At 59.1% G+C, this 19,667-nt stretch carries 19 protein-coding genes and 3 pseudogenes; 8 read left to right on the forward strand and 14 right to left on the reverse strand.

What is annotated here, in order from left to right:
* The first annotated feature begins 6 nt into the window (after positions 1-6).
* Both IF103_RS11105 and IF103_RS11110 read left to right on the forward strand, forming a co-directional pair.
* Positions 7-1,425, forward strand: coding sequence for a Y-family DNA polymerase (locus IF103_RS11105; protein ID WP_023380378.1), 1,419 nt, complete (start codon positions 7-9; stop codon positions 1,423-1,425).
* Positions 1,422-4,502 (forward strand): error-prone DNA polymerase, encoded by a 3,081-nt coding sequence (locus IF103_RS11110; protein WP_202676112.1) that lies wholly within the window; start codon positions 1,422-1,424, stop codon positions 4,500-4,502. Before IF103_RS11105 ends, IF103_RS11110 begins: the two co-directional genes overlap by 4 nt.
* Positions 4,503-4,616: 114 nt before the next feature.
* Here the strand turns inward: IF103_RS11110 and IF103_RS11115 are convergent, their stop codons facing one another.
* The gene (locus IF103_RS11115) at positions 4,617-5,438 is read right to left on the reverse strand and encodes an aldo/keto reductase (protein ID WP_023380380.1); all 822 of its coding nucleotides are present in this window, start codon (positions 5,436-5,438) and stop codon (positions 4,617-4,619) included.
* Positions 5,426-6,331 (reverse strand): LysR family transcriptional regulator, encoded by a 906-nt coding sequence (locus IF103_RS11120; protein WP_104883992.1) that lies wholly within the window; start codon positions 6,329-6,331, stop codon positions 5,426-5,428. The genes IF103_RS11115 and IF103_RS11120 overlap by 13 nt, the downstream gene beginning before the upstream one ends.
* Positions 6,332-6,472: 141 nt before the next feature.
* Between IF103_RS11120 and IF103_RS11125 the strand changes: the two genes are divergently transcribed.
* From IF103_RS11125 to IF103_RS11145, 5 genes are all read left to right on the forward strand, one after another.
* Positions 6,473-7,171 (forward strand): CoA transferase subunit A, encoded by a 699-nt coding sequence (locus IF103_RS11125; RefSeq protein WP_023380382.1) that lies wholly within the window; start codon positions 6,473-6,475, stop codon positions 7,169-7,171.
* Positions 7,172-7,206: 35 nt separating this feature from the next.
* Entirely contained in the window at positions 7,207-7,863 is a 657-nt protein-coding gene (locus IF103_RS11130; protein WP_023380384.1) for a CoA transferase subunit B, read from the forward strand.
* A 153-nt stretch (positions 7,864-8,016) separates the two neighbouring features.
* Positions 8,017-9,435, forward strand: a complete 1,419-nt coding sequence (locus IF103_RS11135; protein WP_023380385.1) for a short-chain fatty acid transporter — start codon at positions 8,017-8,019, stop codon at positions 9,433-9,435.
* A gap of 183 nt (positions 9,436-9,618) precedes the next feature.
* On the forward strand, positions 9,619-11,841 hold the full coding sequence (locus tag IF103_RS11140) for a TonB-dependent siderophore receptor (RefSeq protein WP_104881832.1): 2,223 nt from the start codon (positions 9,619-9,621) through the stop codon (positions 11,839-11,841).
* A 17-nt stretch (positions 11,842-11,858) separates the two neighbouring features.
* On the forward strand, positions 11,859-12,635 hold the full coding sequence (locus IF103_RS11145) for an AraC family transcriptional regulator (RefSeq protein ID WP_023380387.1): 777 nt from the start codon (positions 11,859-11,861) through the stop codon (positions 12,633-12,635).
* 239 nt (positions 12,636-12,874) lie between these two features.
* Here the strand turns inward: IF103_RS11145 and IF103_RS11150 are convergent.
* From IF103_RS11150 to IF103_RS11190, 10 genes and pseudogenes are all read right to left on the reverse strand, one after another.
* Positions 12,875-13,213, reverse strand: a pseudogene (locus IF103_RS11150) (transposase); the annotation flags it as partial.
* A gap of 194 nt (positions 13,214-13,407) precedes the next feature.
* The gene (locus IF103_RS11155; RefSeq protein WP_202676113.1) at positions 13,408-13,998 is read right to left on the reverse strand and encodes a hypothetical protein; all 591 of its coding nucleotides are present in this window, start codon (positions 13,996-13,998) and stop codon (positions 13,408-13,410) included.
* Between the two features lie 394 nt (positions 13,999-14,392).
* Positions 14,393-15,067, reverse strand: a pseudogene (locus tag IF103_RS11160) (RHS repeat-associated core domain-containing protein); the annotation flags it as partial.
* A gap of 51 nt (positions 15,068-15,118) precedes the next feature.
* Complete coding sequence (locus IF103_RS24820) at positions 15,119-15,367, reverse strand: hypothetical protein (protein ID WP_158664899.1); 249 nt, start codon at positions 15,365-15,367, stop codon at positions 15,119-15,121.
* 285 nt (positions 15,368-15,652) lie between these two features.
* Positions 15,653-16,024 carry a hypothetical protein gene (locus IF103_RS11165; RefSeq protein ID WP_104883331.1) on the reverse strand — a complete coding sequence of 124 codons (372 nt, stop codon included), beginning with the start codon at positions 16,022-16,024 and terminating at the stop codon, positions 15,653-15,655.
* Entirely contained in the window at positions 16,025-16,483 is a 459-nt protein-coding gene (locus IF103_RS11170; RefSeq protein ID WP_202676114.1) for a polymorphic toxin type 37 domain-containing protein, read from the reverse strand.
* Between the two features lie 85 nt (positions 16,484-16,568).
* Positions 16,569-17,547, reverse strand: a protein-coding gene (locus IF103_RS11175) for an IS5 family transposase (protein ID WP_202675617.1) whose coding sequence is annotated in 2 segments (ribosomal slippage) — positions 16,569-17,333 and positions 17,335-17,547 — 978 coding nt in all. Because the reading frame shifts where the segments join, the coding sequence is not laid out codon by codon here.
* Positions 17,548-17,634: 87 nt separating this feature from the next.
* Positions 17,635-17,895 (reverse strand): YxzC family protein, encoded by a 261-nt coding sequence (locus IF103_RS11180; protein WP_023378997.1) that lies wholly within the window; start codon positions 17,893-17,895, stop codon positions 17,635-17,637.
* Positions 17,896-18,239: 344 nt separating this feature from the next.
* Positions 18,240-18,446 (reverse strand): annotated as a pseudogene (locus tag IF103_RS25380) (RHS repeat-associated core domain-containing protein); the annotation flags it as partial.
* Positions 18,424-18,597 (reverse strand): CHC2 zinc finger domain-containing protein, encoded by a 174-nt coding sequence (locus tag IF103_RS11190; RefSeq protein ID WP_023380396.1) that lies wholly within the window; start codon positions 18,595-18,597, stop codon positions 18,424-18,426. The pseudogene IF103_RS25380 and the gene IF103_RS11190, both read right to left, overlap by 23 nt.
* A 129-nt stretch (positions 18,598-18,726) precedes the next feature.
* Here IF103_RS11190 and IF103_RS11195 point away from each other — a divergent pair, with 129 nt between their 5' ends.
* Positions 18,727-19,086 carry a helix-turn-helix domain-containing protein gene (locus IF103_RS11195; protein ID WP_049818826.1) on the forward strand — a complete coding sequence of 120 codons (360 nt, stop codon included), beginning with the start codon at positions 18,727-18,729 and terminating at the stop codon, positions 19,084-19,086.
* A 71-nt stretch (positions 19,087-19,157) separates the two neighbouring features.
* On the opposite strand, the gene IF103_RS11200 is transcribed toward IF103_RS11195, so the two are convergent.
* Both IF103_RS11200 and IF103_RS11205 read right to left on the reverse strand, forming a co-directional pair.
* A complete protein-coding gene (locus tag IF103_RS11200) occupies positions 19,158-19,406 on the reverse strand; it encodes a hypothetical protein (protein ID WP_202676116.1) in 249 nt (82 codons plus the stop codon).
* Positions 19,407-19,421: 15 nt separating this feature from the next.
* The gene (locus tag IF103_RS11205; RefSeq protein WP_155950806.1) at positions 19,422-19,661 is read right to left on the reverse strand and encodes a hypothetical protein; all 240 of its coding nucleotides are present in this window, start codon (positions 19,659-19,661) and stop codon (positions 19,422-19,424) included.
* Between the last annotated feature and the right edge of the window lie 6 nt (positions 19,662-19,667).

A 19,667-nucleotide genomic window follows, 5' to 3' on the forward strand; every position in this document is an offset into this window, starting at 1 on the left:
TGCGCCATGCTCTGGGCCTGCATTCTTCTGCCACAGCTGGCGCTGGATTCGGTCCTGCGCGAGCGGGACGATGCCGATACGCCGTTGGTGTTGATCGGTGGCCCGACCCAGCGCCGTGTGTTGCAGGCGGTCAACCCGGCTGCAGCGGCGCTGGGCCTGCGCGCCGGGCAGACCCTGACCGCGGCACGGGCCCTGGCCGATGGCTTTACCTGCGTTGAGGTCGATGCGGCGCACATCGAGCAACTGCAACAGCTGCTGGCCGCCTGGGCCTACCGTTTCAGCGCCCAGGTGAGCCTGCATTATCCCCGCGCCTTGCTGTTGGAGGTGGGCTCCAGCCTGCAGTTGTTCGGCCCCTGGCCTGCGTTCGAGGCCCGCTTGCGTCAGGAACTGGGTGAACTGGGGCTGCGCCAGCGCATCGTGTTGGCCAGCAACCCGGTGGCGGCCCGCATGCTCGCTAACGCCCACGACGGCCTGGCCGTGGCCTGTGCTGAAGATACCCGCGCAGCGCTGGCACGCCTGCCCATCGAGCGGGTCGGCCTGCCCCGTGACGCCGCCGAGGCCTTTGCCCGCATGGGCCTGCGTCAGCTCGGGCAGGTCCTGGCATTGCCCCGTGATGCCCTGGCCAAGCGTTTTGCTGCCCAAGTGCAGTTGCATCTGGATCAACTGCTGGGCCTGCGCAAACTGGCGCTGGACTTCTACCAGCCGCCTGACCGCTTCGAGACGCGGCTGGAACTCAACTTCGACGTCGAATCGCACCAGGCCCTGCTGTTTCCGTTGCGGCGCATGCTCGGCGACCTGGCCGCCTTCCTTGCTGGCCGTGATTGCGGCGTACAGCGCTTCAGTCTGCACCTGGAGCATGCCGAAGGGCCGGACACTGTGCTCAAGGTCGGCCTGCTGGCCGCCGAGCGCGACGCCGGCATGTTGTTCGAGCTGTCTCGCGGACGGCTTGAACCATTGCGCATTCCCGCGCCGGTGCGCAATCTGCGTCTGGTTGCCGATGACCTGCCGCCATTCGTGCCCCAGCACCAGGCCTTGTTCGACTCCCGTGCGCAACAGGCCCAACCCTGGGAGCAGCTGCGCGAACGCCTGCGCGCACGCCTGGGCGACGAGGCCGTGAAGGGACTGCGCGCCGAGGCCGACCATCGTCCCGAATGCGCCTGGCAGCGGGCAGAGCAGGGCGCGCAGGGCAGCCTGCCGGTGGCGCCTGGCAGCCGCCCGGGCTGGCTGCTTCCGACCCCCCAGGCGCTGGACGAGGCAGGCCACCGCCTGCTGGGGCATGCCGAGCGCATCGAATCGGGCTGGTGGGACGGTGGCGACGTACGCCGTGACTACTATCGCATCGAAACCCGTGAAGGCTTGCGCGGCTGGGCCTACCGCGACCTGGCCCAGCCCGGTCCGCTGTGGCTGCAAGGCTGGTTCGCATGAGCACCCCCGGCTATGCCGAGCTGCACTGCCTATCGAACTTCAGCTTCCAGCGCGGCGCCTCGAGCGCCGACGAGCTGTTCCGGCGCGCCCTTGAGCAGGGCTATGAGGCGCTGGCGATTACCGACGAGTGCACCTTGGCGGGCATCGTGCGTGCCTGGCAGGCGGCCAAGGCCCACCCGCTGCGGCTGATCGTCGGCAGCGAGGTGCGTCTGCAGGACGGGCCGAAACTGGTGTTGCTGGTGGAGAACCTCACGGGTTACCAGAACCTCTGTGCGTTGATAACCCGGGCGCGGCGGCGGGCGCGGAAGGGGGCTTACCAACTGTTGGGCGAAGACCTGCAACACCATCATCAGGGGCTGCTGGCGTTGTGGGTGCCCGATGACCTGGGCGACACGGCTTCCGGCCAATGGTTGCAAGCGCTGTTCGGCGAGCGCCTGTGGCTGGCGGTGCACCTGCACCGGGGCAGCGATGACCAGGCTCGTTTGGTCCGCCTGCGGGCCTTGGCGGCAGGCTTGGGTGTTCGCGCCGTGGCTTGTGGCGATGTGCACATGCATAACCGCCGCCGTCGTGCCCTGCAAGATTGCATGGTCGCCATCCGCGAGCATTGCAACGTGGCCGAGGCCGGTCGTCACCTGTTCGCCAATGGCGAGCGGCATCTGCGCAGCTTGGCGCAGTTGAGCGAACTGTACCCCGACGACCTGCTCGCCGAGACCCTTGTCATCGCCGAACGCTGCCGCTTCGAGCTGAGCGAAGTGAAGTATCAATACCCACGGGAATTGGTGCCCGAAGGGCACTCCCCGGCAAGCTGGCTGCGCGAACTGTGCGAGCGCGGCCTGCCCATGCGCTGGCCGCAAGGGCCAAGCGACAAAGTACGCACGGTGCTGGCCCGGGAGTTGGCGCTGATCGCCGAGTTGGGCTATGAAAGCTACTTCCTGACCGTACACGACATCGTCGCCTTCGCCCGTAGCCAGGGCATCCTCTGCCAGGGGCGGGGCTCTGCGGCCAACTCGGTGGTGTGCTTCGTGCTGGGTATCACCGAACTCGACCCCATGGTGCATCGCCTGCTGTTCGAGCGGTTCCTGTCCCGTGAGCGCAACGAGCCGCCGGATATCGACGTGGATTTCGAGCACGACCGCCGGGAGGAGGTGATCCAGTACATTTTCCGCCGTTATGGCCGGCACCGGGCGGCGCTCACCGCGGTAGTCAGCACCTATCATGCCGCGGGTGCGGTACGGGACGTGGCGCGCGTGCTGGGGCTGCCGGCCGACCAGGTGGATGCCCTGGCCAAGTGCTGTGGCCGTTGGAGCGACCGCATCCCCGATGCCCAGCGCCTTGCAGAGGCCGGTTTCGACGCTGCCAGCCCTTCGCTGCGACGCATCCTGGTGCTGGCAGGCGAGCTGATCGGCTTTCCACGGCACCTGTCGCAGCATCCGGGGGGCTTCGTCATCTCCCAGCAGCCGCTCGACCAACTGGTGCCCGTGGAAAACGCCGCGATGCCCGAACGCACGGTCATCCAGTGGGACAAGGACGACCTGGACATGCTCGGCCTGCTCAAGGTGGATGTGCTGGCTCTGGGCATGCTCAGCGCCTTGCGCCGCTGTTTCGACCTGCTGCAGCGCCATCGTGGGCGGCACCTGACTCTGGCGACCATCCCCGCCGAGGATGCCGCCACCTACGAGATGATCGGGCGCGCCGAGACCATGGGGGTGTTCCAGATCGAATCACGGGCACAGATGGCCATGTTGCCCAGGCTCAAACCCTGCAAGTTCTACGACCTGGTGATCGAGGTCGCCATCGTGCGTCCGGGGCCGATTCAGGGCGACATGGTGCACCCCTATCTGCGTCGGCGTCTGAAGCAGGAGCCAGTCACTTATCCATCGCCGGCGCTTGAAGAAGTGTTCGAGCGCACCCTGGGGGTGCCGCTGTTCCAGGAGCAGGTCATGGAGCTGGCCATGGTCGCCGCCGACTACAGCCCCGGCGAGGCCGACCAACTGCGTCGCAACATGGCCGCCTGGAAGCGTCATGGTGGGCTGGAGCCACACCGCGAACGGCTGGTGCAAGGCATGCTGCGCAACGGCTATGACCTGGCGTTTGCCGAGCGTATCTTCGAGCAGATCAAAGGTTTCGGCAGCTATGGCTTCCCCGAGTCCCACGCCGCCAGTTTCGCCTTGCTGTGCTATGCCAGCAGCTGGCTCAAGTGCCATGAACCGGCGATTTTCACCTGTGCGCTGGTCAACAGCTGGCCCATGGGTTTCTACAGCCCTGACCAACTGTTGCAGGATGCGCGGCGCCAGGGGATCGAGGTCAGACCGGTGGATGTGTACCACAGTGACTGGGATTGCACCCTTGAGCCTATGGCCAATGACGCCTTGGCCATTCGACTCGGGTTGCGGCAGATTCGTGGCTTTGCCGAAAGCGATGCCCGTCGGTTGGTGCAGGCGAGGGCAGGGCGGCCCTGGCGCGATGTCGAGGACCTGTGCCTGCGCGCCGGCCTCAACAGTCAGGCCCGCGCCCGCCTGGCCGATGCCGGTGCGTTACGGGCCTTGGCCCGCAACCGCCATCAGGCGCGCTGGCAGGTGGCGGCGGTGCAGGCGCAGTTGCCGTTGTTCGCGGATGTGCATGCGGCCCCTGAAGCCGAGGTGGTGCTGCCTGCACCCACGGTCGGGGAGGATCTGTTCGCCGATTACCAGAGCTTGGGCACTACCCTCGGCCCCCATCCACTGAGCTTGTTGCGACCCCGCTTGCGGGCGCTGGGCTGCCGCAGCTCAAGCGAACTGCCGGGCGTCGAGCATGGTGACAACATCGCCGTGGCAGGGCTGGTGGTGGGGCGGCAACGGCCGCAGACGGCCAGTGGCGTGACCTTCGTGACCCTTGAGGACGAGGCCGGCATGGTCAATGTGGTGGTCTGGCGCGACCTGGCCGAACGGCAGCGGCGGGCATTGGTAGGGTCGCAGTTGCTCAAGGTGAGTGGGCGGCTTGAGCAGGAGAATGGGGTGCGGCATCTGATCGCCCGGCGCCTGGAAGATATCACCCCGTTGCTGCAAGGGCTGGATATACGGAGCCGGGACTTCCACTGATTGCAGCGACCTTTTCGCGGGTAAGCCTGCGCCTGCAGGTCTCCCTGGATTCTCGAGGGCAATGCAAAAGCCGTAGGAGCGGTTCTACCCGTGAAAAGGGCTGTCAACGGCCGTTCAGACCATCGCCAGGGGCTGCTTGCGTGTCGGCGCCGGAAATGCCCGGTCGATCGCCCGCAGGTCCTCGCTGTTCAAACTCAGCACCCCGGCCGCAGCATTCAAGCGCACATGCTCCGGTGTGACTGCTTTGGGGATGGCAACGACCCCATCGTTGCGCGTCACCCATGCCAGGCTTACCTGGGCCGGGGTTGCGCCGTGCCGCTCGGCGATCTCGCTGAGCACCGAGTGCTGCAACAGCTGTCCCGCCTGGGCCAGTGGGCAGTAGGCCATGGTCGGCAAGCCGCGCTTCTGGCTCCAGGGCAACAAGTCGAACTCGATCCCGCGTTGCGTCGGGTTGTACAGCACCTGGTTGGTCGCGCAGTTGGCATCGTCGAGTTCGCGCAGGTCGTCGACATCGAAGTTGGATACCCCCCAACGACGGATCTTGCCTTGCTCGCGCAGCCGCTCGAACGCCTCGACGGTTTCCTCCAGCGGGTACTGCCCGCGCCAGTGCAGTAGATACAGGTCGATGCAGTCGGTGCCCAGGCGCTTGAGGCTGCGCTCGCACGCGGCCGGCACGCCGCGCTGACTGGCGTTGTGCGGGTAGACCTTGCTCACCAGAAACACTTGGTCACGGCGCCCGGCGATAGCCTGGCCGACCACTTCCTCGGCGCCGCCCTCGGCATACATTTCCGCGGTGTCGATCAGGGTCAATCCCAGTTCGATACCTTGCTGGAGGGCCGCTACCTCCGCGGCCTTGCGATGTGGGTTTTCGCCCATGTACCAGGTGCCCTGGCCAATGGCCGGAACGCTGGAGCCTGCCAGTTTCACGTAACGCATGTCACCTCCGGGGGCTGAGTGTGGGAAAGCAGTACCTCGAGCAGCGCCTGCGCTGCGGTGGACAGTTTGTGGTCACTCAAGGCGATCACGCCGATACGTCGTTCGACGATCGGGTCGACCAGCGCCACGCAACGTGCGCCGAGCTCCTGCATCTGGTTGATGCACAGCGCAGGCACTGCGCTCACGCCCAGCCCGCTGGCCACCATTCGGCCGATGGTCGACAGCTGATGGCTCTCGAACGCCACCGCCAGCTTGCCGTGCTGCGCCGCCACATTGTGTTCGAGCAACAGGCGAACCGCAGAAGGGCGTTGCAAGGCGATGAAGTCCTCGGCCAGCAGTTGGTTCCAGGTGGCCTGTTGCTGCGCTGCCAGTGGCGAATCGGCCGGCACCACGGCGACGAAACGGTCCAGGTAGAGAGGGTGGAAGTCCAGGCCTTCGTTGTTGTCCGGTTCGAAGCCGATGCCCAGTTCTACGCGACGATGACGCACCAGCTCCAGCACTTGCTCGTTGATCACATCATGCACTGTGACGTTGACCTTGGGGTACCGCTGGCGAAAGACCTTGAGCGAGTGTGGTAGCAGATTGCCGGCGAAGGCGGGTATGGCGGCCACCGACACTCGCCCCAGCTGCAGGGTGAAGCGCTGGCGCAGCATCTCCTCGGTGTCGTCCCAGTCGGCCAGCAGGCGTCGGGCCATGGGCAGCAGCACTTCACCTTCGGCCGTCAGGCTGACGCTGCGGGTGGTGCGGGTGAGCAGGGCGCCGCCGAGGTTGTCCTCCAGCGCCTTGATGGTCAGGCTCAGCGCCGGTTGCGACACATGCAGGTGTTCGCCGGCCTGGGCGAAGCTCTGGTATTTGGCCACGGTGACGAAGGCACGCAGTTGCTTGACGTTCATGACAGGGCTTGGCCTTTGTTTTGAATTTATTATCAATTGATGATTAAAACAAAATTAACAAATCAGTCGCCAGCAGTGAAGATGCCTCCACACGCTCACCGACAGCCTCGTCGGTTCAACAACTACAAAAGGCGGATCAGCATGGCCGGACTGGACAAGCGCGTAGCAACCTATGAACAGGCCCTCGAAGGCCTGAACGACAACATGACGGTACTGGCCGGTGGCTTTGGCTTGTGCGGTATCCCCGAAAACCTCATTGCCGAAATCAAGCGCCGTGGTGTCAAAGGCCTGACCGTGGTGTCCAACAACTGCGGCGTCGATGGCTTCGGCCTGGGTGTGCTGCTCGAAGACCGGCAGATCCGCAAGATGATCGCCTCCTACGTCGGTGAGAACGCCGAGTTCGAACGCCAGCTTCTGAGCGGTGAACTGGAGGTCGAACTGACCCCGCAAGGCACCCTGGCGGAAAAAATGCGTGCGGGCGGTGCGGGCATCCCGGCGTTCTATACCGCCACCGGTTATGGCACTCCAGTTGCCGACGGCAAGGAAGTACGCGAGTTCAACGGCCGCAAGTTCATCCTCGAAGAGTCCATCACTGGTGACTTCGCCATCGTCAAGGGCTGGAAGGCCGACCACTACGGCAACGTGGTGTACCGCAACACCGCACAGAACTTCAACCCGTTGGCCGCCACTGCCGGCAGGATCACCGTGGTGGAAGTCGAAGAGATCGTCGAGCCTGGCGTCTTGCTGCCCAGTGAAATCCACACTCCGGGCATCTATGTCGACCGCGTGATCGTCGGCACTTTCGAGAAACGTATCGAAAAACGCACCGTCAAGGCCTGAGCGCCGTCCTGAAGAACAACAAAGAGATCCTGACCATGGCATTGACCCGCGAACAGATGGCGCAACGCGTCGCCCGTGAACTGAAGGACGGTTACTACGTCAACCTTGGCATCGGCATTCCGACGCTGGTCGCCAACTACGTACCCGCCGATATGGACGTTATGCTGCAGTCGGAAAACGGCCTGCTGGGCATGGGCGAGTTTCCGACCGAAGGCACCATCGACGCCGACATGATCAATGCTGGCAAGCAGACCGTCACCGCCCGTCGTGGTGCCTCGATCTTCGACTCGGCCCAGTCGTTCGCCATGATTCGTGGCGGCCATGTCGACCTCACCGTGCTGGGCGCTTTCGAGGTGGACGTGGAGGGCAACATCGCCTCGTGGATGATTCCCGGCAAGTTGGTCAAAGGCATGGGCGGCGCCATGGACCTAGTGGCCGGAGCCGAGAACATCATCGTCACCATGACCCACGCCTCCAAGGACGGCGAGTCCAAGCTGCTCCCGCGCTGCAGCTTGCCGCTGACCGGTGCGGGCTGTATCCGCAAGGTGCTCACCGACCTGGCCTATCTGGAAATTGAAAACGGTGCGTTCATCCTGCGCGAGACGGCGCCAGGGGTGAGCGTCGAGGAAATCATCGAGAAGACCGCCGGCAAGCTGATCGTGCCCGATGATGTGAAGGAAATGACCTTCTAAGGTCATTCCCCATCCCCTGTGGGAGCGGATCTGCCCGCGAATGCATTGGCCAACTGACTGCTGCATTCGCGAGTGAACCCGCTCTCACAGGGTTTTTGCGTTTCCGGCAGATTTGCCGTTGCAACCAATAAAACCAATAAAAGGAAGTTTACCGTGGCCGCTGAAATTCAAGACAGCCGCTCCGCCCGCTTTGCCTTGCGCTGCTCCAACTGGGCCGAACGCTGGTTCCCCGACTCCTGGGTATTCGCTGCCCTGGCGGTGATGCTGGTGTGCCTGGGCGCCCTGGTCATGGGCGCCAAACCGACCGACACCGCCAAGGCCTTTGGCGATGGCTTCTGGAGCCTGATCCCATTCACCATGCAAATGGCCTTCGTGGTCATCGGCGGCTACGTGGTCGCCAGCTCGCCGCCGGCTGCGCGGTTGATCGACCGCCTGGCACGCCTGCCCAAGAACGGCCGCTCGGCTGTGTGCTGGGTCGCGCTGATTTCGATGTTGGCCTCGCTGCTCAACTGGGGCCTGTCGTTGGTGTTCGGCGGTCTGCTCGTTCGCGCCCTGGCCCGCCGTACCGAGCTGAAGATGGACTACCGCGCCGCTGGCGCAGCCGCCTACCTGGGCCTCGGCGCCGTCTGGGCATTGGGCCTGTCGTCTTCGGCCGCGCAGTTGCAGGCCAACCCTGCCAGCCTGCCGCCGTCGATCCTGTCGATTACCGGTGTGATTCCGTTCACTGAGACCATCTTCCTCTGGCAGTCCGGGGTGATGCTGGCCGCGCTGGTGATCGTTTCGTTGGTGATCGCCTATGCCACTGCACCCGGCCCGAACAGTGCGCGCAGCGCCGAGGATTGTGGCGTCGACCCAAGCTTCACCGCGCCGCCCGCGCCTCAGCGCACCCGCCCCGGTGAGTGGCTGGAATACAGCCCGATCCTGATCCTGCTGCTGGTGGCGCTGGCCGGTGGCTGGCTGTACCAGGAGTTTGCCACCAAGCCGGCGATCACCGCGATTTCCGGGCTGAACACCTACAACCTGTTGTTCATCATGCTCGGCGCCTTGTTGCACTGGCGCCCGCGCAGCTTCCTCGACGCTGTGGCCCGCGCCGTGCCGACCACCACCGGGGTCCTCATCCAATTCCCGCTGTACGGCTCGATCGCCGCGATCCTCACCCAGGTCAAGGGGGTCGATGAGCAGACCTTGGCTCATCATATTTCGCTGTTCTTCACCCAGATCGCTACCCATGACACCTATGCGTTGCTGATGGGCGTGTATTCGGCGGTGCTGGGCTTCTTCATCCCTTCAGGCGGCGGCAAGTGGATCATCGAGGCGCCGTACGTGATGATGGTGGCCAATGACTTGCAGTACCACTTGGGTTGGGCGGTACAGATCTACAACGCCGCCGAAGCGCTGCCGAACCTGATCAACCCGTTCTACATGCTGCCGCTACTGGGCGTGCTGGGGCTCAAGGCACGTGACCTGATCGGCTTCTCGTTCGTGCAGTTGCTGGTGCATGTACCGTTGGTGCTGGTGCTGCTGTGGGCATTGGGGACTACGTTGCAGTACCTGCCGCCGGTGATGCCTTGAAGTGACGGGCTGTTGCTGAAAGCCTCATCGCTGGCAAGCCGGCGATGAGGCCAGTACGGACAGCGCGATCTTTACGTTTCGATGACATATCGATAACGATTCTTATCCGAGATTCGTTTTCATGTGAATGCTGCCAAACGGCAGCCATGGATTTTCATCGGACGTACAAGGAGTAAGGCAGCGATGTTCGCGCCCATCAGCCGTTCCATGACCTTGACCCTGGGTCTTTGCACCACCTTCCTCAGCACTGCGACACTGGCAGAAGACAACGAACCAAGGCCGCAGGAAGGGGTGCTGGAACTCGGCTCCACGCAAATTCTTGCTCAAAGCCTGGGCAGCACCACCGAAAACAGCGGGTCTTACACCACGGGCAGCATGAGCGCAGCCACGCGGCTGAACCTGTCGATCAAGGAAACTCCGCAATCGGTCTCGGTGATCACCCGTCAGCAACTCGATGACTTCCAGCTCGACACACTGTCCGAGGCCATGGCGCACGTCACGGGCGTCACCGTGCAGCGCAACGACTCGGAGCGGCCGACTTACTACTCCCGTGGATATGCCATCAACAACTTCCAGATCGATGGGATGCTCAACACCTTCTCCGGGCTCAAGTCGGATTCGGACACCATCATCTATGACCATATCGAGGTCGTGCGCGGCGCCACTGGCTTGACCACCGGCGCGGGCGACCCGTCTGGCACCATCGCCATGGTGCGCAAGCGTCCGACCCATGAGCTGGCGGTCAACAGCAGTGTCAGTGCAGGCAGCTATGACAACTACTACAGCCACCTGGATGTCGGCGGCCCGCTGGGTTGGGAAGGGCGCCTGCGCGGTCGCACGGTGCTGGCCTACCGGGACAGCCAGTCATTCATGGACAAGTACGCCACCCAGCGCGAGGTGGCCTATGGCATCGTCGAGGCAGACCTGACCGACAGTACCGTGCTGGCGGTAGGCTACGATTACCAGAACAAGCATGTACAAGGCGCGTCCTGGGGCACGGTACCTTACTGGAGCGCCGATGGCGGCAAGGCCGATCTGCCCCGTTCGACCAACCTGGCTGCGCCCTGGTCGTCCTGGCCACTGAAAGACCAGACCTTGTTCGCCACCCTCGACCAACGCCTGGGTAACGATTGGCTGCTCAAGGCGGCCTACACCCATCGCCAGACCGACAGCGACGGCAAGGTGTACTACGGCGGCAATGGCTTCCCCGAGGCCGACCGCAGCGGCATGAAGGCCTGGTCCAGGCACATGTCTGGCCAGGAAAAGATGGACGCGATCGACTTCAACCTGGCCGGCCCGTACCAGCTGTTCGGGCGCAGCCATGACTTCATGGTTGGCTATGGCGAGTCCGAGCGGCGCAACAGCTCGCCCTATCTGATTGCGCTCTCAGTGCCTGATGGCTACACCAGCATTCCCGACTGGAAGTACATGGGGTCGATACCCAAGTTCTACGACATCGACACGGGCCTGGATGCTTCGCGCAGCTACATCCGCCAGAAAGCCGGTTACATTGCCACGCGCCTGAACCCCACCGACCGCCTGCATGTGGTGCTGGGCAGCCGTTACGGCAGCTGGCAGACCAAAAGCCGCGACTGGACCTATGACGATGCGCTCAATGCCGCTGAAACCCAGAGCAAGCAGACCCAGAACGACCAGTGGACACCCTATGCCGGCGTGCTCTACGACCTCACCGAGCAGTACACGGCGTATGTCAGCTACACCGACATTTTCAACCCGCAGACGGTGCGTGACGTCAACAAGCAGTACCTCGAACCCATCGTCGGCAAGGTCTACGAAGTGGGCCTCAAGGGCAGCCTTTACGACGATCGCCTCAACCTGAGCACGGCGGTGTTCCGCAGCAAGCAGGACAACGTTGCCGAACAGGACGACTCGGTGCCGCCGGGGCCGGACGGTGAAATCTATTACAAATCCGGTGGCAAGGGCGTGGTGGTCGAAGGCTTCGAAGCCGAGATTGCCGGTGAGGTGATGCCCGACTGGCAAATGAGCCTGGGCTACAGCTACACCCATGCCGCAACGGGCGACAAGCAGCGCAAGAATACCGAGCAGCCGCTGAACCTAGTGCGTTTCTCCACCACCTACAAGCTAACCCCGGTCTTGACCGTGGGCGGCAACCTGGACTGGCAGAGTGACAACTTCAAGGCGGCCAATCGTCCGGTGGGGCGAGAGGCGGACGGCACGATCATCACGGTCAAGGACACCATTAGCCAGAAGGCCTTCTCGGTGGTGGGGCTGATGGCGCGCTATCAGTTCGATGAGCATGTGTCAGCGTCATTGAACGTGAAAAACCTGTTCGATGAGCACTACTACAACAACCTTGGGTTCTATAACGGGGTTTATCATGGCGAACCGAGGACGATGATGGTTAGTCTTGACTGGAAACTGTAACGCGTGAGGAGTGCTCGATGATCGAGGTGTCGCGGTTTTGGCGGGATCCAACCTTGCCTTTCGTCGAAGCCCGGCGGGTAGGGGATGGGCGCAAGGTGTGTTACGCCGCCCATTCCCATGAGAGCTTTTCCATCGGTGTGATCACTGGCGGGCGTAGCCGTTACCTGACCGGTGACACTCAGGTCGAAGTCAGCGCCGGTACCACGGTGCTGATGAACCCTGGCGTGGTGCACACCTGCAACCCGATCGAAGGGGAGGCATGGTCTTACCTGATGCTGTTCGTCGACCTGCCGTGGTTGCAGACGCTGGGGTTCGAACTGCCTGGGCACACCTGTAGCACGTCGCCGAGGCTGTACGGCCGGCTGTTGCAGGTGTTTGCCAGCTTGTTCGACGACGCTGAGCCCCAGCGTGAGGCGCTGCTGGCGACGTTTTTTACAGACCTGCCAGGTTATCTTGGGGCACCTACGCGCGTCAGCGCGTCAGGCCATCCGCGTCTAGAGACGGCCGCTGCCTTCATTCGTGCGCACCGCACCGACCCACTGAGCCTTGAAGATATCTGTGCCGCTGCCGGGCTGTCGCGGGCCTATCTGATCCGCGCATTCCGACAACGCTTCGGCCTTACGCCCCATGGATACCTGGTTGATCAGCGGGTTCAGCATGCCCGGGCGCAATTACGCCAGGGCAGGGCGATCGCCGAGGTGGCAGTGGAGGCTGGGTTTGCGGACCAGGCGCATCTGCAACGGGTGTTCAAGCAACATCTGGCGGCGACGCCTGGGCATTATCGTGATGCTTGAAGTGGGTTGTGAGCAGGCTGATAGGGTCTTGACTGGTTAAACGACACGTTGTCGGATCATGGTGTCGGTACCGATTTTAATGCAGCCGGCCTGCCGAGGTGATGACAGTGGTACCAGGCAATCGCATCGAAATCTTGCGCCCTATTTGCGCGATAGTCCGGTGTCCCCCTTTGTCGTCCCAGCAGGATTTCTGCCCTGATGGCTGACAGCTGGTGCATCGTTGTAGCCATATACCGCTGCGCTCCAGATGAAGCACGGGTTGCTCGAACAGCGGTCGAATCGATCATCCAGGTGTGGGGATCGATCAAGCCTTTTTCATTGAGTCTGAGGTGCAATCGTCTGAGCATCTGATCGAATGTTCCGCGGTTTCGCCAGACCCGGAAGCGGTGATAGACCGTCGCCCAGGACCCGAAGCGCTCGGGCATATCTCGCCAGGCTGCTCCCGAGCACAGCACCCAGAGCACACCATCGAGCATCAAGCGATCACTGCTGCGGGACCTGCCCCTGACGTGGGCTGCCGTAAAGAGATCGGCGACCACTGCCCACGCCTCATCCGAGAGTTCATAACGCTTTGCCATCACAGAATTCCTTTCCGCAGATGGCCGGCGACTGTACAGAACCCCGGCTGTTCCGGGGGCCACATTTCAGTTTCTTGGGATTTCAGACAGAGCCTAGGTGCGCTGCCCATCTTTGGTTGGGTGGGGTTTATGGAGCGCTTACGATTAAATCGCCTTGTCTAATAGGTCTGTCACACTTTGAGTCGCTCCAGTGTTTAGCCGAGCTGCAGAAAAAAACCATGCGCAGCCGCTAAATTTCCAGCCACAAAATCATCACTCAAGAGCAGGTACCCCATACCGTCCGATAACACACCTTTGTTTTCCGGAATCGATAAATCCAGATCGCCTCCGTAGATTGAAACCCTTCTTTTAGCATCTACAATCTCAAGCGGAGCCTGCAGCCAAGAATCAACTCCGTCAATTTTTGACGCGAGGTTCTCCTCATCATCTTCGCCATTATTTTCCAAAACAATGATCCTTCCACAACCTACAATTTTCCCTTCACTTTCATTACGAATTTCCTTGCATCTCTCATAGATAAGAACAGCCGCCTGAGACTCACCGCTTTTCATGCGCAGCTGACCATAATGACTAACTTTTCCAGGCTCATATGGTATAAAAATAGAAATCCAGTAAGGTGACGCTGCGTCACTCAACCAACTAACAGGAAAAGCCAATAAGTGCACCAATGGAAGCCCGCTATCTGAGCGTGGCCAGGACATACTTTTAGGCAAGCGCGCGCCACCTCCAACATAAGCATCACTTTCTAAAGGAGCATCCGTCGAAAAAACAAGTTCTTTGAACATATCAACCTGCCTCGCAGCAGCAGTTTAATTTTTTAAGATATCGCGCTGATTGCTCTCTTAGCGCCTTCGCTTGCGCCGCAGATATACCCGCCCGTCGAATGGCGCCTTGCCAGACATCCATTTGACGCTTTTTCGGCTTACCTGTCTGCCCTGAAAACTGGAACTCATTCACCCCAACATTAAGATGCGTTCGCGCCAGCGCGTTCTCGCTGACATGTACTTGATCATGTTCTTTTGGGGTTAAAGCAATTGATGGGTTATCCTTGTTCCTCCGTCGTTTGTTAGCACATCCCATCTGTACCAATGCTTCATGTCTAACAAATTCATGCACCTCAAGCTCATCACCAACATTCCCTTGTCCGTTCATACTCCCATAGGTACCCAACTGATTTTGTGCAGCAAGCCCTAATGGATCAGACCACTCGACAGGGTTCGGTGCGTAGGCGAACAGGTTGAACCCACCGGTGTAACTGATCGGGTCCTGATTCAGGAACCTTCCAGCCCTTGGGTCATAGTACCGATAGCGGTTGTAGTGCAGCCCCGTCTCGTGATCGTGATACTGCCCTTGGAAGCGAATCGGGTTACCCAACCCATGCTGCTTGGCCCACTCCGAACGCTCCTCCCGCACCTCTCCCCACGCCTTGTACTGCCCCGCCCAGGCAACGTTGCCGTGCGGATCGGTCAGCTCCATCGGCGTGCCGAGGTGGTCACAGTGGTACCAGGCAATCGCATCGAACGCCTGTGGCGGCATCGTCGTCTGCCACAACGGATCCTGATCGAAGTCGTACTCTCGCTGACGCCAATCCGGCTGCCTGTGCAGCACGATCGGGCGCTTGCGCAGGGCCTGGGCCACCGGCACGAAGCTGCCCGGTTCATACAGGTAATGCACCGTACGCCCGGTATCGCCATCGTCCCTTGGCGGTGAGCTTTCCCAGGCCAGGGTGTCGCCGTCCCAGCCGAACAGGGTGAATCCGCAACCCAGTTCACGTTGGCGCTTGGCCCGCTGCATTTCGTTCCGGCCGGTGCCGGCTTCTGTATAGTGCGCCACCGAATGCTTTTGCAAGCCTCGGTCCGGGGAGCGTAGCTATACGAATACTGCTCGAAGACGAGTCAATGCTAATCACAGTCTTTTCTTGGCTGCCCGAGCTACTGAGTCGCTTCTATCAAAAGCCAATATTTCCAAAATATCTCGGGGAACCCTAGCATTGCAAGCGATACAGTGCCTCACTGAGGCAACAGGATCTTCTGCAAGCGCCTCAAATGTTTTTCTAGTAATACGCCGTTTCATGGCGACATCAAATCTCACATCTGGATCGGCGCTCGCCGCCAAAGATTCCAACACTACACTGGAAATAGTATGGTTGTTCAATACTTCAACCTCTAGGCTCTGTACGAAAAGCCTTGAAATTCGGTGATGCTGCGTTGAAAACAGCCTCGGAGTGCTCATTTACAACCCGTAAACTCCGCTTCCTCGGCTGTTTTCGCCTTGGCTGACCTTCGTCTCAAGACTTTTCATACAGACCCTAGATCTGGATATTTCTCTACCACCTCTAGCCAAACAGCATCGTCTGCCTCCTTTTTTACACGTTCGCGCTCTTCGCCTTGGGCGGAATCGAATATGCATTTAAACTCGTCCGCGGCCCTAATCAATGGATTACCCCTTACATTTCATGTTCTTCATGAGCATCACGCTTCCAGTTTTCCCCTTATGCTTGTCCATGAAATCACCGGACTGTTTATTTGCAAACATGGATTCGTGCCAGTAATAATCACTATCTTTTATCCAGGCATGGCGATTCCCATTGGCGATCGCCGCAAGCGGCGTCAAGTTAACGCCGTACCTGAAAAGTATTGAAATAAGTTCTCGCGCATTCTCTTTTGAGAGTTTTCGCCTGTCTATTTTTATACTCAGCCCTTTCCCGGTTCCGCGGATATCGACTATGGCTGGATTAGAGGTGATACCTTCAAAAAAGCGAACTTCGTCCAAGTTGGAGAAAAAACTTGGGAGCTTTATTAATATGTTCATTTATCTTCGTCTCCCATCTGGATAGACATTCTCGTATTCGCCTTTAGGTTTTTGTACATCCCAGTGTGGCCCACCATGAGCCTTTGATCCAGGACCCTCAGGACCTGTAGGAACCCAAACGTTATCATATTTGTCGAGCCATCCTGATCCACGCCCATCATCAAGTTTTGCCCAAGTCTCTCCAAACTTGCATTCACAAAAGCCTTCTGCCTTTCCAGGCTTTCCCGGGGATTTCGAACCATGGGGATCATGGGCATCCTCAGGTGGGCGGCGAACTTTATACTTATTGTTTGCTAACCCTAATGGGTCAACCCAGAGGACCGGATTGGCCGTATACGCAAATAAGTTAATTCCGCCTCTGTAGCTTATTGGGTCTTTGCTAATAAATCGCCCTGCTTTAGGGAGGCGCTGAACAATTAGCCAATTCTCACCGACCCCATTTTCAAGCCGGTTTTTCAACCTACCGGCCTTATTCTGCGTTTCTTGGGCCGATTTCTACCCTGATTTTGCTGATTAGCGGGCCAGCCCCGCCTTTCGGACGGACTTATCCCGCCGTCCGTTGCAAATACCGCTTGGCCAGTACCAGATTGGCCAACCCAAACAGACTGAACAACTGCGCCGTATTCTTTTCCAGTCCACGGTAGCGAACCTTGCGATGATTGAAGCGCACCTTGATCACCTGGAAGGGATGCTCGATCTTGGCACGCAGCTGCGCCTTGGCGTATTCGATTTTGCGCTTGACTCGGTACAGCACGCTGTCTTTGCCGTGATGTTTGTAACTGCTTGGCCGTGCTGCAATCGACCAGATAACGTCCCGTTCAGCATGCTCCGGTCGCTTGGCCGCACCAGTGTATCCAGCGTCACCCGAAACATAGGTTTCGGCGCCGTGCAGCAACTGATCGACCTGGGTGACATCCGCCACGTTGGCGGCAGTCCCTGCCACGCTGTGCACGAGTCCCGATGTGGCGTCGACAGCAACGTGGGCCTTCATCCCGAGGTGCCATTGATTGCCTTTCTTGGCCTGATGCATCTCAGGATCACGCTTGCCTTCTCGGTTCTTGACCGAAGGCGGCGCGGCGATCAGGGTAGCGTCGACGATAGTGCCTTCCTTGAGCAGCAGACCCTGGCTGGCCAGATGCTGGTTAATCGTTTCAAACAACACCCGCGTTAGCTGATGGGTTTCCAGCAAGCGGCGAAACCGCAACAAGGTGGTGGCATCCGGTGCCGACTCACGGCCCAGGTCGATGCCGATGAAACCACGAATGGCCTGGCTGTCGTAGACGGCATCTTCGGTACCTTCATCGGAGATGACCGAAACACTGCTGCACGACATACATGCGCAGCATGCGCGACAACCCAATCGCAGGGCGTCCACGCTTGCCTGTGGTGTCGCTATAGAACGGCGCCACTTGCGCCTCCACTTGTGCCCAGGGCACCAGCTGTTCAAGGTCCGCCAGGAAGCGATCTCGGCGAGTCTGCTTTTTCTTGCCGGTGTATTCGAGTTCGGAGAAGGTCTTTTGCATGCGCGTAACAAAGCTCACGGAGGAGGCTGGTTGAGGGGGCTCAGTGTGCCAAGGGTAGGGGCGGCTGGCTATTTATGCAGTGTCTCCCTAAGGGATATCTTCAGTTTTTATGCTATTTAACCAGTGATTTAAATCTTCTTCGGTGTATAGATACTCCCTGTCTACACCATGAAGATCTAAAGCGCCCAGCAATTCTAAATACTTAAGTACAACCTTGTCCGCTATCCTTAAATCGTCATCCTCGTAGATGGCGAAAGCCCATCTCGCCACTTCGCTGCGTGATTCGACCCCATCAATCACAAGTTTTATTTTATTTATCATGTCGCTGCGAGTTGGTTCAATATTCAAGCCTACCTCCTGCCGATATACTTACCGCTTGCTTCCAATATGTGGTGATTTTTTTCGTGCGTTATCGGTTTCGGCGCAACGCTTCGTATATTGTTGTAGTGATCTACCGTTTCATACCAGGTTATTCGTTCATCGGTGTTAGGATCCCATTCTCGTACCAATCTAGCACCTTTCATTTCGCCTGGAGTCCTAAGCGACTTCAACTCTTCATAAAAACGATAACGCCCATTCTCTAACTCTTTTGCTCCAGCACTGCCGTACTTCTCATACTGAGTGTAGTATCGATTCAGTCTTTGTTGATTGATCACGCTAGTGGAAGTTTCAGTCAGTTTGCAAACGCATCCAGACAAACCCAGCGGATCAATCCATTGTGTAGAGCTTGGAACATAAACATATAAATTCAGTCCACCGCTCAACCCTATTGGATCTTGGCTTGTAAAGCGAGAGCCCTTTGAGTCATAGTACCGATAACGGTTGTAATGCAGCCCAGTCTCATGATCGTGGTACTGCCCCTGGAAGCGAATCGGGTTACTCAGGCCATGCTGCTTGGCCCGACAGGCTGGGAGTGCTTTCGTCATGGAACACGCAGTGCACCCAATCCTTGCCACGCTTTTTCAGCTCATGGCCCTGCGACTGGATCAGCCGAACCAGCGACACCTCACGCTTAAGGCGTTCCAGTTCGGCTTCGGGGATGCGGGCCATCGGGGTTTCTCCAAAATACGTCAGCGCTTGTTTGAGGTTTTATTTTGATACCTTACACTGTGTCAAAGTCAAACCTTATCAGAGACAGGGCACACAGTTATGGAGTCCGAAACGATCTGGTTCCTACCCATGCATTTCCCCACACGCCTGATTCAGTTGCGCAAAGCCGCCGATCTCACCCAGCAAACTCTGGCTGACACCGCGTCAGTGCACGTTAATCAGATTCGGCGTTATGAGACAGGGACGGCTCAACCAACCTTAGAAGCCCTGATCCGGCTTGCTCAGGCTCTGCACGTCAGTCTGGATGATTTGGTGTTTGCAGAAGGGGAACGCGGGCCATCCGACGACTTGCGCCTGCGTTTCGAGGCCATTAGTCATATGCCCGAAGCCGAGAAGTCAGTTATCAAGGCACTACTTGATGGGATGATTCTCAAATACCAGGCGTCGCGAATTATGGGGACAAGCAGCAACAACCAAGCGGGTAGCTAAGAAGAAAAACTAACGCAGATAAAACAACACCGGCGCAAGGCCGGTGCTGGGAGAGTGCTACCACTGTACAGTCAACTGAACTCAATTGATTTCAGCTGCCCCTTGCCATCGCACAAAATAATGACCGTACCGTACGGACGATCTAGGGTTATTACCCTGTCCTTGAACTCATTATCAACCATTCCGGATGCCTTACGAGTAGGGCTGTCAAATCTAATCTCTAGAAAATAGCCCTCCCCATTTGCTTGATTTGGCAAGGCATCTTTATTGCCTTGCTCAGACAAGATTTTTTGAATTTCCTCAATATGAATTGACGCCATAAGCCCTCCGCGAACTCAAGGTAACGGTATAAAATCGCCTTTGCCTAATAAGTTTTTAACTTGATTATGTCTAATTGGTCCAGCGGAAATAATTTTCATCTCGTCTCTTGGCGCAGTAATTCGAATCACCTTCCCTTCAATTTCTTTAATTACATTGATATGCCCTGTCCTTGCGTCCATAAACCGAGTAGCGCTGGGGTTATTGGCAAGTTTCCGCAAAGCATCGGCATCAAGCTTTCCTGCAAGCTGACCCATTCGAGG

It is taken from the genome of Pseudomonas sp. SK2 (assembly GCF_016772395.1).
In the GTDB taxonomy this organism is placed as follows: domain Bacteria; phylum Pseudomonadota; class Gammaproteobacteria; order Pseudomonadales; family Pseudomonadaceae; genus Aquipseudomonas; species Aquipseudomonas taiwanensis.

What these genes read in the sequence shown, in the direction of transcription:
- IF103_RS11105 (WP_023380378.1), top strand. Translation starts at nt 7, where the DNA reads ATGCTCTGGGCCTGCATTCTTCTGCCACAGCTGGCGCTGGATTCGGTC.
- IF103_RS11110 (WP_202676112.1), top strand. Translation starts at nt 1,422, where the DNA reads ATGAGCACCCCCGGCTATGCCGAGCTGCACTGCCTATCGAACTTCAGC.
- IF103_RS11115 (WP_023380380.1), bottom strand. Translation starts at nt 5,438, where the DNA reads ATGCGTTACGTGAAACTGGCAGGCTCCAGCGTTCCGGCCATTGGCCAG.
- IF103_RS11120 (WP_104883992.1), bottom strand. Translation starts at nt 6,331, where the DNA reads ATGAACGTCAAGCAACTGCGTGCCTTCGTCACCGTGGCCAAATACCAG.
- IF103_RS11125 (WP_023380382.1), top strand. Translation starts at nt 6,473, where the DNA reads ATGGCCGGACTGGACAAGCGCGTAGCAACCTATGAACAGGCCCTCGAA.
- IF103_RS11130 (WP_023380384.1), top strand. Translation starts at nt 7,207, where the DNA reads ATGGCATTGACCCGCGAACAGATGGCGCAACGCGTCGCCCGTGAACTG.
- IF103_RS11140 (WP_104881832.1), top strand. Translation starts at nt 9,619, where the DNA reads ATGTTCGCGCCCATCAGCCGTTCCATGACCTTGACCCTGGGTCTTTGC.
- IF103_RS11145 (WP_023380387.1), top strand. Translation starts at nt 11,859, where the DNA reads ATGATCGAGGTGTCGCGGTTTTGGCGGGATCCAACCTTGCCTTTCGTC.
- IF103_RS11155 (WP_202676113.1), bottom strand. Translation starts at nt 13,998, where the DNA reads ATGTTCAAAGAACTTGTTTTTTCGACGGATGCTCCTTTAGAAAGTGAT.
- IF103_RS11165 (WP_104883331.1), bottom strand. Translation starts at nt 16,024, where the DNA reads ATGAACATATTAATAAAGCTCCCAAGTTTTTTCTCCAACTTGGACGAA.
- IF103_RS11190 (WP_023380396.1), bottom strand. Translation starts at nt 18,597, where the DNA reads ATGGCCCGCATCCCCGAAGCCGAACTGGAACGCCTTAAGCGTGAGGTG.
- IF103_RS11195 (WP_049818826.1), top strand. Translation starts at nt 18,727, where the DNA reads ATGCATTTCCCCACACGCCTGATTCAGTTGCGCAAAGCCGCCGATCTC.
- IF103_RS11200 (WP_202676116.1), bottom strand. Translation starts at nt 19,406, where the DNA reads ATGGCGTCAATTCATATTGAGGAAATTCAAAAAATCTTGTCTGAGCAA.
- IF103_RS11205 (WP_155950806.1), bottom strand. Translation starts at nt 19,661, where the DNA reads ATGGGTCAGCTTGCAGGAAAGCTTGATGCCGATGCTTTGCGGAAACTT.